Source organism: Stakelama pacifica (assembly GCF_004361835.1).
Taxonomy (GTDB): domain Bacteria; phylum Pseudomonadota; class Alphaproteobacteria; order Sphingomonadales; family Sphingomonadaceae; genus Sphingomonas; species Sphingomonas pacifica.
On the sequence record NZ_SNWD01000007.1, the window covers coordinates 1 to 12087 of the forward strand.

General features: G+C 63.4%; 11 protein-coding genes. 2 read left to right on the forward strand and 9 right to left on the reverse strand.

Annotated elements, in window-relative coordinates; translation table 11 throughout:
• Positions 1–503 precede the first annotated feature (503 nt).
• The 9 genes from EV664_RS10825 to EV664_RS10865 form a co-directional block, all read right to left on the reverse strand.
• Positions 504–2186, reverse strand: a complete 1683-nt coding sequence (locus EV664_RS10825; RefSeq protein WP_133495738.1) for a GMC oxidoreductase — start codon at positions 2184–2186, stop codon at positions 504–506.
• Between the two features lie 15 nt (positions 2187–2201).
• Positions 2202–3044, reverse strand: a complete 843-nt coding sequence (locus EV664_RS10830; RefSeq protein WP_133495739.1) for a sugar phosphate isomerase/epimerase family protein — start codon at positions 3042–3044, stop codon at positions 2202–2204.
• Positions 3041–3610: a gluconate 2-dehydrogenase subunit 3 family protein gene (locus EV664_RS10835; RefSeq protein WP_133495740.1), complete on the reverse strand. Its 570-nt coding sequence runs from the start codon at positions 3608–3610 to the stop codon at positions 3041–3043. Before EV664_RS10835 ends, EV664_RS10830 begins: the two co-directional genes overlap by 4 nt.
• Positions 3611–3668: 58 nt before the next feature.
• The gene (locus EV664_RS10840; RefSeq protein WP_133495741.1) at positions 3669–4580 is read right to left on the reverse strand and encodes a hydroxypyruvate isomerase family protein; all 912 of its coding nucleotides are present in this window, start codon (positions 4578–4580) and stop codon (positions 3669–3671) included.
• Positions 4581–4635: 55 nt separating this feature from the next.
• On the reverse strand, positions 4636–5022 hold the full coding sequence (locus tag EV664_RS10845) for a c-type cytochrome (protein ID WP_133495742.1): 387 nt from the start codon (positions 5020–5022) through the stop codon (positions 4636–4638).
• Between the two features lie 16 nt (positions 5023–5038).
• The gene (locus tag EV664_RS10850; protein ID WP_133495743.1) at positions 5039–6109 is read right to left on the reverse strand and encodes a sugar phosphate isomerase/epimerase family protein; all 1071 of its coding nucleotides are present in this window, start codon (positions 6107–6109) and stop codon (positions 5039–5041) included.
• Positions 6106–7251: a Gfo/Idh/MocA family protein gene (locus EV664_RS10855; RefSeq protein ID WP_133495744.1), complete on the reverse strand. Its 1146-nt coding sequence runs from the start codon at positions 7249–7251 to the stop codon at positions 6106–6108. The genes EV664_RS10850 and EV664_RS10855 overlap by 4 nt, the downstream gene beginning before the upstream one ends.
• The gene (locus EV664_RS10860) at positions 7248–8507 is read right to left on the reverse strand and encodes an MFS transporter (protein ID WP_133495745.1); all 1260 of its coding nucleotides are present in this window, start codon (positions 8505–8507) and stop codon (positions 7248–7250) included. Before EV664_RS10860 ends, EV664_RS10855 begins: the two co-directional genes overlap by 4 nt.
• Before the next feature lie 162 nt (positions 8508–8669).
• On the reverse strand, positions 8670–9695 hold the full coding sequence (locus tag EV664_RS10865) for a LacI family DNA-binding transcriptional regulator (RefSeq protein ID WP_133495746.1): 1026 nt from the start codon (positions 9693–9695) through the stop codon (positions 8670–8672).
• A gap of 181 nt (positions 9696–9876) precedes the next feature.
• Between EV664_RS10865 and EV664_RS10870 the strand changes: the two genes are divergently transcribed.
• Together EV664_RS10870 and EV664_RS10875 are read left to right on the forward strand one after the other, a co-directional pair.
• A complete protein-coding gene (locus EV664_RS10870; protein ID WP_133495747.1) occupies positions 9877–11280 on the forward strand; it encodes a Gfo/Idh/MocA family protein in 1404 nt (467 codons plus the stop codon).
• Complete coding sequence (locus tag EV664_RS10875) at positions 11277–12059, forward strand: 3-keto-disaccharide hydrolase (RefSeq protein ID WP_133495748.1); 783 nt, start codon at positions 11277–11279, stop codon at positions 12057–12059. Before EV664_RS10870 ends, EV664_RS10875 begins: the two co-directional genes overlap by 4 nt.
• Positions 12060–12087 lie beyond the last annotated feature (28 nt).

Consider the following 12087-nt stretch of genomic DNA (forward strand, 5'->3'; position numbering starts at 1 on the left):
CTCCTCGCTGAACCTCGATCGCTTCATTCGTCCGTCTCCTTGTCGAAGGCCGGACTCTACCTATCAATGGAGGAAATCTAGGGGCTCAGACCACGTTCGGAACCTGCAATAGCATCGCGAGATGTTTCAAGGCACCGACCGATGCAGACGACATCACGCAGCGAACGGCCTCGCTCCGGGGCGATTTCGGCCAGCGGGACGGGAACCTCCGGGTCTATAGCCCGGCAGTTGACCCGCTCCCGACAGATCCCCCCGGATCGCGCACCGTGTCGGCCGGCGGCGGACCAGCTGGTCTGGCGGATGTGCTGGCAACATGTTTTTGGTCGGCGGGCGGCATACCGGCGTGAATTGCCCTGCAGGATCGCTCGCAGCGCTTATCCCTTACTCGGGCAGAACCTGACCGCTCTGCCACAATCGCCTCTGCGGTCGCGGCGAGCGCGTCGATCGGGGCGCCGCCGTGCGCCATCGCCCGATCGAGATACGCAGCGCGTCGCCTTCCGAAATCAGATCGCGCCTGCCTGTTTCTGACGCACCGCATGATCCACCGCGCGCGCGGTAAGGGCCATATAGGTCAGCGACGGATTGACGCAGGAGGTCGACGCCATTTGCGCACCGTCGGTCACGAACAGATTGGGCGCGGCATGCGCCTGACTCCATGCGTTGAGCACCGAGCTCCGCGGATCGGCGCCCATTCGCGCGCCGCCCATTTCGTGGATCGCATCGCCCGGGACATGCTCGCTCTCGCTGCTCTTCACATGAAGCAGCCCTGCCTTGCGCAGCATGATCTCGCCCTGTTCGCGCGCATCGGCCATCATTTTGAGTTCATTGTCGCGGAAGGTCACGTTGAAGACCATTTGCGGAATGCCGAAACGATCGACTTTGGTCGGGTGCAGGCTGACGCGATTATCTTCATAGGGCAGGCATTCGCCGAATGCGCCCATGCTGAATCGCCAGGGGGCATAGCGCCGCATCCCTTCCTTCATCGCCGCCCCAAAGCCCTCGGGCTGTGCGCCATAGCGCCAGGCGCTGCCCTGATAGCCATAGCCGCGACGGAAACCGACATCTTCCTCGCCGTCGATATTGCGGAAGCGAGGGACATAGACCCCGCCGGGGCGACGGCCATATTCGATATAATCGGTCATTCCCGGAACATCGCCCGAAATGCTGACGCGGAAGATATGATCCATGACATAGCGGCCGAGCGTGCCGCTGGTGTCGAACCAGCTTTTCCCGCTCCCCGGCGCCTGCGAATTCATCAGGATCTGCACCGATGCCATGGCGGAGGCGCACAGAAAGACCAGATCGGCCTTCACCACTTCCGCCTGTCCGGTCTCGGCATCGACGAAGCGCACGCCGGTCACGCGCTTGCTCGCCGGATCATATTCAAGGTTCGACACGACGGCGTTGGGCCGGACGGTCAGCCGCCCGGTGGCGCGCGCGGCGGGGAGGGTTACCGCCTGAGTCGAGAAATAGGCACCGAACGAACAGCCGTTCGAACATTGGTTTCGATACTGGCAACGGGTGCGATTTTGCTCGGGCTTGTCCTCGGTCATGTTCGACACGCGCGCATGAATCAGCTTGCGCCCCGGAAACTGAGCCTCAAGCCGCTCCTTCAGCCATTTCTCCGCGATGTTCATCGGCATTGGCGGCTGAAATTCGCTGTCGGGCAGATAGGCAAGGTTCTCGCGCGATCCCGACACCCCGGCATAATTTTCGACATAGCTGTACCAGGGGGCAAGCTCGTCATAGCCGATCGGCCATTCGCCGCCTACCCCCTCGCGCTTGTTCGCTTCGAAATCGGCGGGGCTCCAGCGGAAGCACCAGCGGCCCCAGATCAGCGACTTTCCGCCTACCGCCGCGGGCCTGATCCAGCGGAACGCCTCGCCCTCGTCAAAGGCATAGGGGTTCAGCCGATCGTCATTATAGAACTGGACGTTGCTGCTGCTCACATAGCCGTGCTTGGCGATGAAATAATCGCTGTCGATGATCGGCTGCGGCACGTTCCCCCGCGCGGGAAGGTCGAAGGCGGGCGTGCCGTCATACGGATAGCCCGAACCGTGTTCGACCATATAGCCGCGGTCGAGCATCAGGACGCGCATCCCCTTTTCGGTAAGCTCCTTCGCGGCCCATCCGCCGCTCACCCCGGAACCGATTACAATCGCGTCGAAACCATTGGTCGATGCCATGATGCTGCCCCTTTCTTACCAGCGCAGCGCGCGCAGATTACGGAAACTGGTGGTGATGTCGGGGATGTAGGGCGCAGGCGCCTGATCATTCTCGACATAGAAATGCTCGACGCCGCTCGCGCCCGGCAGCGCGAAGAGGCGGGCGAAATCGATCGTGCCGGTGCCGACCGGCGCCATCGATCCGTCTTTCTTCATATCTTTCACATGAAAGGCGAAAAGCCGGTCGGATAGCCGGTCGATGAGCTTCGCGACATCGACCCCGGCATGCGCCGCCCAGTAGAGGTCGAGCTCGAACCCGACGAGTGCCGGATCGGTATCGGCGACCAGCCGGTCGTACAGGCTGGTGCCGTGGCCGGGGATCAGAAATTCGAAATCGTGATTATGATAGGCAAAGCCAAGCCCCGCATCGCGCGCCTGTCCGGCGATCCGGTTGATTTGGGGAATCAGCTTCGCGAACGCCGCTTCGGAGCGATAATCCTCGCTCAGCCAGGGCAGGATGATCGTCTTCGCGCCGAGCGCGTTCATGATTTTCTCGGCGGCACCGAAATCGCTCGACAGCAATTCGATCGGAATATGCAACGAGGGCGCAGTGAGGCCGAAGCGCGCGAGCGCATCGCGCAGCATGTTCTGATCCATCGCGGTATAGTTACCGCCGCCGAATTCGACCTCGCGATAGCCGATGGCCGCGACTTTTTTTAGCGTATCGACCGGATCGGCGGCGAACAGGTCGCGCACCGTAAAGAGTTGCAGGCCGATCGGACCTACCTGATGGGCACGGGCGAAAGCGGGCATGCCCAGTGTACCGAGGGCGGCCATGCCGGCGGCACCTGCAAGAAACGAGCGTCGGTTCGACATCATGCCGTGAACACCTTGTTGATGTTGGAATACAGATAGGCGCCGTCATATTCGCCGGGGACGGGCAGATATTCGCGTTCCTGCGTCATGCCGATTTCCGACGTGTAATAGCCGGTGAGCACGAGCTGGCGGAACGCTTCGAAAAAGTCCGCGCCAATGCCTGCCGTGTCGGTCATCGCGGAGGTCAGCAGCGCATCCTGCTGCTCCGGGCTCGCCTGATCGACGGGGAGCTTATACGCCTGCATGCTTAGCTCGTGCATCGCATCCAGCCCGGCAAGGACCGGCACCCGCTCGGCGGGGTAGGACCAGTCGGCGAGCAGCTTTTCGATATATTCGGGAACGCCTGCCTCGATCGCGCCGGGCGTGTCGGTGGCAGGCATGATCCGTTCGGACAGCGCTACCATCGCCGCGCGCTGGCGCGGGTTGAAGACCTGTACACTGGGCGGGCCTTCGCTGATAACGGGGCGGGTGGGCTTGCCCTCGATCCCCGCCGCCCGCGCGATAGGCGCATATAACGGCGCGGCGAACAGCGCAGCCATGCCCGCCAGCGCGCTTCTCCGGTTGATCATCTCTCGCTCTCCCCTGGTAACGCACGGATTGTCGTTCTGATGAAGGGCGGCGTCCGGTTCATGCCGCGTCGATCGCGCGATAGGCAGCGATCAGCCGCTCCTCGCCCGCGCGCCCCTGTATCGAATTGCCATGTTCCATGCCGATCACCCCGGCATAGCCGCGCCCGCGCAGCCACCGGACGACATTGCGATAATTGATCTCGCCGGTGCCCGGTTCGTTGCGGCCGGGATTGTCGCCGAACTGGATATAGCCGATCTGGTCCCAGCAGCTGTCGAGCGTGGGGATCAGATTGCCCGCCTGAATCTGCTGATGATACAGGTCCGCCAGCACCTTGATGCCCGGACTGTCGGCACCGGTCGCAATCATATAGCCCTGCGGGATCGTGCGCAAAAAGGCGTTGGGATGGTTGGTGATGGTGTTGAGCGGTTCCATCACCAGTATCTTGCCGTGCTTCGCCGCAATCTCGCCCGCCTGCCGCATCAGCGCGATGACGCGCGCGGTCTGAATCTCCTGCGGCACGCGGGAATCGACGAAGCCCGGCACGATCGTCAGCCATTTCGCGTCCATCCGCCTGGCGACTTCGATCGCGGGAAGAAGGTCGGCGAGAAACGCCTCGCGATCCTCCTTGCTATCGGCACCGAGCACGGGGCGGAATTGCGACCATTTCGGCATGCTCGCAACCAGCACACCCATGGTCATCCCGCGCCGGCGAAGCGCCTTCGCCATCGCATCGACCTGCGCGACCGGGCGCGCGGCGGCCTCATTATCTTCCCATGCGGTGAAGCCCTGATCGGCGGCAAAGGCGATCTGCTCCAGCACGTCGCCCCGGCTCGCGAAACTGCCGTCATGCGGCGCGAATTTCAGCGAAAAGCGGGCTGCGTTGCTCGTCTGCGCTCCGGCCCGGGCGACGCTCGCAAGGCCAAGGCCCAGTGCGGATGCACCGATCATCGTGCGGCGGCTTGTCTTCATGTCCGAACCCCTTGCCCCATCATGCCTGTTCGCCGCCGCATCGTTCGCCTTTCGCTCAGTCCGCCGTTTCGGTTTTGAGATACGCGATGATCGCAGCGCGCTTTTTCGGGTCGGCCACCGCGATCGGCATCTTGGTGCCCGGCACCGCCTTGGTCGGGGCGGCGAGGAACGCGTCGAGCGACTTCATGTCCCAGCGGATCTTTGATTTCTGCATCGCGGGCGAATAACGATATCCCGGCAATGTCCCTGCCTGACGCCCGAACAGGCCGTGCAGATTGGGGCCGAGCCGGTTCGCCCCGCCGCTTTCGACCGTATGGCACGCCTTGCACATCGCAAAGGCACGCGCGCCCTCGCTCGCGCTCTGGGCGGGCAGGGGAGCGGTCGCGCATAGCAGCGCGGCAAACCCCACCCCGGTTGCAGCAAATCCGTACGCAAACTTCATCGGATATCTCCTCGGATCATTCTGTAGCTCCGCCCCCGCTCAGACCGAGCAGCCGGCGATTAGCGGCCCTGTCGACACCGCTGGCGGCGAAATCGTCAAAAGCATGGGGCGTGACGCGGATGATATGGTCGCGGATGAACGGCGCGCCCTCTGCTGCGCCATCCTCCGGATGTTTCAGCGCGCACTCCCATTCGAGCACTGCCCAGCCCGCATAATCATAGGCGGCCATTTTGGAGAAGATCGCCCCGAAATCGACCTGCCCGTCGCCCAGCGAACGAAACCGCCCCGGCCGGTTGACCCAGCCTTGATATCCGCCATAGACGCCCGCCCGGCCATTAGGATTGAACTCGGCATCCTTCACATGAAAGCAACTGATTCTTTCATGATAAATATCTATAAAATCGAGATAATCCAGCTGTTGCAGTACGAAATGACTGGGATCGTAGAGGATGCGCGCGCGCGGATGATGGTCCACTGCGTCGAGGAATCGCTCGAACGTCACGCCATCGTGCAGATCCTCGCCCGGATGAAGTTCATAGGCGGCATCGACGCCCTCATCCTCGAACACATCGAGGATGGGTCGCCAGCGCCGGGCGAGCTCGGCAAAGGCTTCCTCGATCAGACCTGCCGGGCGCTGCGGCCAGGGATAGACATAGGGCCATGCAAGCGCGCCCGAAAAGGTCGCATGGGCGGTGAGCCCGAGGCGGCGGCTGGCGCATGCGGCGAGCTTCACCTGCCCGGCCGCCCATGCCTGACGCTCGGCGGGTTTGCCGCGAACCTCGGGTGCCGCGAACCCGTCAAACAGATGGTCATAGGCGGGGTGCACCGCGACCAGCTGCCCCTGCAAATGGGTCGAAAGCTCGCTGATCTCGATCCCGAACCGGTCGAGCCGCGCACGCAGGTCGTCGCAATAGGACTGACTCTCCGCGGCAGTTTCCAGATCGATCAGCTGCGGCGTGCACGGCACCTGCACCGCTTTATAGCCAAGCCCCGCCGCCCATTCGGCCATATGGTCGAGCGTGTCGAACGGCGCTTCCTTGCCCAGAAACTGTGCCAGAAAAATGCCGGGCCCTTTGATCGTCTTCATTGGGTTTCTCCGGGAAAAGGAAGCCAGCCCCGCGCTGCGTTCGACCGGACGGCAAGGTCAACAAACCGCATCGATCGCAGCCCGTCGGTAATGCCGGGAAGCAGCCCGTCCGCTTTGCTCCTGTCGCCTGAAATGGCGTCGGCAAAATCGGAATAGAGGGTGGCGAATGCCTCGATAAACCCTTCCGGGTGCCCGCTCGGCAGCCGCGTCGCCGCCTGCGCGGTTTCGTCGAGGTCCGGTCCGCCGCTATGCAGGATTTCGGTACGCGCATCGGGCCATAACAGCGTCAGATCGCCCGGCGCATTATGATCCCATTCGATCCCGCCTTTCTCCCCATAGACGCGCAGGCGCAGGCCGTTGCGCTCGCCTGTGGAGATTTGCGACGCGGTCAGCACACCCGGCACATTCCCGGCAAAGCGCAGCAGGATGTTGCAGTCATCGTCCAGCCGCCGCCCCGGCACCACGCGCGGCAGATCGGCGACGAGGTCGGTAACGCGCAAGGAGGTGACATATTCGGCAAGCTGAAAGGCATGAACGCCGATATCGCCGATCGCGCCGCCTTGCCCCGCGCGGTCGGGATCGGTGCGCCAGCTCGCCTGCTGATTGCTGTCCTCAATCGCTTCGGACAGCCAGCCTTGCGGATAGTCGACCATGATCTTGCGCACCCGGCCGATGGCGCCGGCCGCAATGCGCGCCCGCGCCTCCCTGATCATCGCATAGCCGGTATAGGTATAGGTCAGCGCAAACGGCCCGCCATTCGTCGCGACGATGGGGGCCAGCGCTTCCGCCTCATCCAGCGTCGCGGTCATCGGCTTGTCGCAGATGACCGGCAGGCCCGCCTCCAGCGCTGCCTTTGCGATGGCGAAATGGCTGTGATTGGGCGTGGCGATCGCAACCGCCTGAATCCCGTCCTCGCGCGCGGCTTCACCCGCCAGCATCGCCTCGATCCCGTCATAGGCGCGCGCCGGTTCGACACCCCATGCCATGGCCTGCGTGCGCGATTTATCGGCGTCGCGGCTGAATGCCCCGGCCACCAGCGTAAAGCGGGCATCAAGGCATGCCGCCATACGATGCACCGGGCCGATAAAGCTGCCCGGACCACCGCCGACAAGACCAAGGCGAAGGATCGGATACTGCCTCATATGCCGACCACCGTCGCCTCGCCATCCTCTTCTTTGGGAAGCGGCGGAGGCACCTTCTCGCGAAAGGTGATGGCGAAGATCACCATGATCGCAAAGGCAATCGCGGCGGGGATCAGCCAGATCGGCCGCCAGTCATGCCCGCCCGCCGGATCGGTATAGATGCCATAGACCAGTCCTGCGATATTCGACCCGATCACGATGCCGATCCCCTGCGTAATAAGGGTGAGGAAGGACTGCGCCCGTGCGCGCGAAGCGATGTCGAATTTGCGGTCGATATAGATCTGCCCCGACACGATCAGGAAATCATAGCAAATGCCGTGAATGATGATGCCGAGCAGCAGCATCGGCATGATCGCAGTGTCGCCGGCATAGCCATAGCCGAATAGGACGAAGCGGACCGCCCATGCGCCCATGCCGATGACCAGCACCCGCTTGATTCCCAGTCGGGTCAGCAGGAACGGCAGGCTGATGAGGAAGAAGGTCTCGAAAATCTGCCCTGCCGTCTGGATGCCCGTCGCCTCCACGCGTGCGCCGAAGAGCGACATGTGCAGATCCTTGTCGGCGAAAAACGGATTGGCATAGGTGTCGTAAAAGCTTTTCGGGATCATCAGCGCCAGCGTGCACAGGATGAACACCCAGAAGGACAGTTCCTTGCGCTGAAAAATCACGTCCAGCCCGAAAATCGCGGGGATGCTCACCACTTTGTGCTGCGCGCGGGGCGGCGTGTCGGGCAGGGTGAAGGCATAGAGGCCGAGCGCGATATAAACGACCGCCGCCATCCGCATCGGCAGCGCGGTTTCGGCAGCGCCGCTGATCACGCCGACCAGCAGCCCGGCAACGATCCAGCCGATCGTGCCCCAGACCCGGATCGCGGGAAATTCCCGTCCGATATCGTCGATCGCGTTGAACGCAATCGCCGTCGCCAGCGGGATGGTCGATGCGTAGAACAGGAAATGCAGCAGGCACCCGAACAGGAACAGCGATGGTGAGCTGTCGATCGTCGATACCCAGAACAATGCTGCGCCCGCGCCAAGCGACAACAGGCCAAGCAGCTTCTGCGCCGCCAGAAACCGGTCGGCGACCATGCCGACAAAAAGGGTGGAAAGGATCGTCGCAATACCGATCAGGCCGAAGGTCGTGCCGATGATCGTGTCGAAGCGCAGCCCCTTGCTCATATAGGTGCCGAGCGGGACCAGCCACACGCCCCATGCAAAATATTGCGCGAACATCATCGCGGACAGGCGCAGTTTTACCATATTGCCGTTTCCATCCCCGTCCTCCCGCTTGCTGTTCGCGGCGGAAATCGGAAAACGGCCTGAGCCCGTTCCTTCTCCCCGCCCGTTGCCGATCTTCGCCGGTTAGGAACAGCCAATCATGAGACCGATCTCATTGCAAGCAGTTTTCGCATTTGTCTTATTTTATTCGGGGGTTTCGGCGATAGCGGGCCCTTTGCCGACGCTTTGCCGGATGATCAGCCGGTGGGGCAGCGTCACGCACAACGGCACGTCCTGCCTGCCCTCCAGGATCTCGATCAGCAATTCGACCGCCTTTCGTCCGATCTCCGCCATGGGCTGGCGAATCGTCGTGAGCGGCGGATCGACATAGCGGGCCATGTCGATGTCGTCGAAACCGACGACCGATAGCTCCGCAGGGCAGGCAATCTGCGCATTGCGGGCGGCGGCGAGCGTTCCGATCGCCATTTCGTCGCTGAAGCAGAAAATCGCGCTCGGCCGGGCGTCGCGGGCAAACAAAGCCTGAGCGGCGCGACGCCCCGATTCGATCGAAAAATCGCCGCGCTCCAGCATCAAATGCCCGGTCAGCCCGCGGATCGCCGCTGCCCGCTGCGCGCCGAGCAGGCGGTCGCGAGTGAGCGGACTGTCTGCCGGACCCAGCACCAGCGCGATATCACGATGCCCCATGGTGTAGAGCGAATCCATCACCTCAAACGCAGCGCCCGCATTGTCGATATGCGCGCTCGACACGCCAAGGCCGGGCGTGAATTCGCAGCCATTGACGATCGGCGCGCGGCTTCCGTCGCGCGCGCGGATGCGATCCAGCACGCTGGGCAGGCGCGGGCCGAGAAAGATCATCCCGTCCGCCTCGCGCCGGTTCAGCATATCGGCATATTGCTCTTCACGCGCCGGTTCGTTGCGCGTGTCGCCCAGCAGCACGGCATAGCCCGCCGCCTGCGCCGCTTCTTCGACGCCGCGGATGACGCGCGAAAAGAACGGGTTGGAAATGTCGGGGACGGTCACGATGATCCGCCCGGTGCGGGTGGTGCGAAGGCTCGCCGCGACCGAATTGCGCGTATAGCCGAGCTGCTGCACCACCTCCAGCACGCGTTTGCGCGTCGCTTCGGCAACCAGTCCGGGATCGGACAATACTCGCGCTGCGGTTGCGCGCGACACGCCGGCGGCCTGTGCGACATCTCTGATCGTCGTCATCTGCGCTTCCTAACCGCATTGCGGCCGCGCGGACAGCCATGGCGGGCGTTAGCGAGCGGCTGGACAGGGCGGGTGGGTGGCTTTAGCATGAGATCGATTTCATAACGTCTTCACCGAAAAGAAAAACCATGGGTGATCGGCGGACCGGCACAGCGCCGGAAAACAGGAAAAGGGGGCGAGGATGATCGATCGGCGTTCATGGCTGAAGGGCGCGGCGGCAACGGGCGCCGGGCTGACCCTGTTTCCGAACGGCGCGTCTGCCGCGCGCCGCCTCTCGCCCTCCGACCGGGTCAATATCGCGGTGATCGGCGCAGGCGGCATGGGCGCTGCCAATATGGAGCGGCTGACCAGTCAGAATATCGTGGCGCTTGCCGATCCCGATTTCTCGCACGTCGCCAAAGCGTTCGTCGACGGCAAAGGCCAGCCGATCCAGTCCCGGCTCGCGCTGAAAACCGCGTATGACCGCGCCGCCAAATATGCCGATTATCGCCGCATGTTCGATACGCATCGCGATATCGACGCGGTCCTGATCGCAACCCCTGATCAGCATCATGCCGTCGCCGCGAAAATGGCGATGGAACGCGGCCTGCACGTCTATGTGCAGAAACCGCTGACCTATACGGTGCGCGAGGGGCGGGTGCTGAACGACCTTGCCCGTCGCAATCCGAAGCTTGTCACGCAGATGGGTAACCAGGGCCATTCGGGCGATGACGGGCGGCGCGTCGTCGAATGGCTGCGCGGCGGCGCGATCGGCGATGTGCGCGAAGTGCATGTGTGGACCAACCGGCCGATCTGGCCGCAGGGGGTGGCCCGGCCCGCTGCGATTCCCGCGCCCGCCGGGTTCGACTGGGATGTGTGGATGGGGCCGTCCACTGCCGGCTGGGGCTACAACCCGTTATACGCGCATTTCAACTGGCGCGGCTGGCAGCCGTTCGGGTGCGGCGCACTGGGCGATATGGGCGCGCATCTGATCGATTTTCCCGTATGGGCGCTCGAAACCGGCCTGCCGACGCGGATCGAGACTCGTCACTCGCCCTGGGGGCCGAGTGATCGGGCCGAGGACACCCCGCCCGGCGACGGGCGCGGCAGCTATCCGCTCGCCACCATGACCTATTTCGAGTTTGCCGATGCGAAGGGCGGGCCGGTGCGGCTGGTCTGGTATGATGGCGGGCTGATGCCGCCCAGCCCGCACGGGCTTCCGCCCGGCACGGTGATGAACCCCGATGGCGGGGTGCTCTATATCGGCAGCGATGGCTTGTTGATGCACGACACCTATGGCCAGAAACCGGTGCTGATGGGGGCAGGGGCCGCCGAACGCGCCGCCGCGATCCCGCAAAGCCTGCCGCGAATCGCCGGCGGGATCGACGGGCATGAGATGAACTGGGTGCGCGCGATCCGCGGCGAGGAGGCGATTTCCTCCCCCTTTGCAGATGCGGTGCCGCTCACCGAAACCATGCTGCTCGGTATCGTGGCAATGCGCGCCGCCACGCCGATCGAATATGACGGGGCGGCGGGCCGGATCACCAATAACCAGCAAGCGAACCGCTATCTGGACCGAACCTATCGAAAGGGGTGGGAGCTATGAAATTGCTGATCGGCGGTACGATTGCCGCGCTGATGATGACGCCGGTTCTCGCCATGGCGCAGGACAAGCCGAAGCCCGAAGATACCGAACAATGGTCGCCCAAAGTGCCGGTGGTGACGCCGGGCGGCGAGAGTTTCACCGCACCGCCTTCGGACGCGATGAAACTGTTCGACGGCAGCTCGCTCGATCAGTGGAAAGCGGTCGATGGCGGCGGCCCGGCGCGCTGGACTGTCGCCGACGGCGTGCTGACCGTGAACAAGCAAGCGGGCAATATCGAAACGCGCCGGGCATTCAGCGATTATCAGCTCCACCTCGAATATCGCATCCCGGCGAATATCAGCGGCGAAGGTCAGGGGCGCGGCAATAGCGGGCTGTTCCTCGCTTCGACCGGGCCGGGCGACAAGGGCTATGAGCTGCAGATTCTCGACAGCTATCGCAACGATACGTACGTGAACGGGCAGGTCGGCGCAATCTACAAACAATATCCGCCGCTCGCCAATCCGGCGCGCAAGCCCGGCGAGTGGCAGGCGATCGACGTGCTCTGGCATGCACCGGTTTTCGCAGCCGACGGGTCGCTGAAGACGCCCGCTTATGTCACGGCCTTTCTCAACGGCGTGCTGATCCAGGATCATGTCGCGCTGAAGGGAGAGACGGTCTATATCGGCAAGCCCGCTTACACCGCGCACGGCCCCGCGCCGATCAAGCTGCAGGCGCATGGTGATCCCAGCGCGCCGATCAGCTTCCGCAATATCTGGGTCCGCGATATTTCGGACGACTGACGCAAAGGCGGCCCGGCATCGCTGCCGG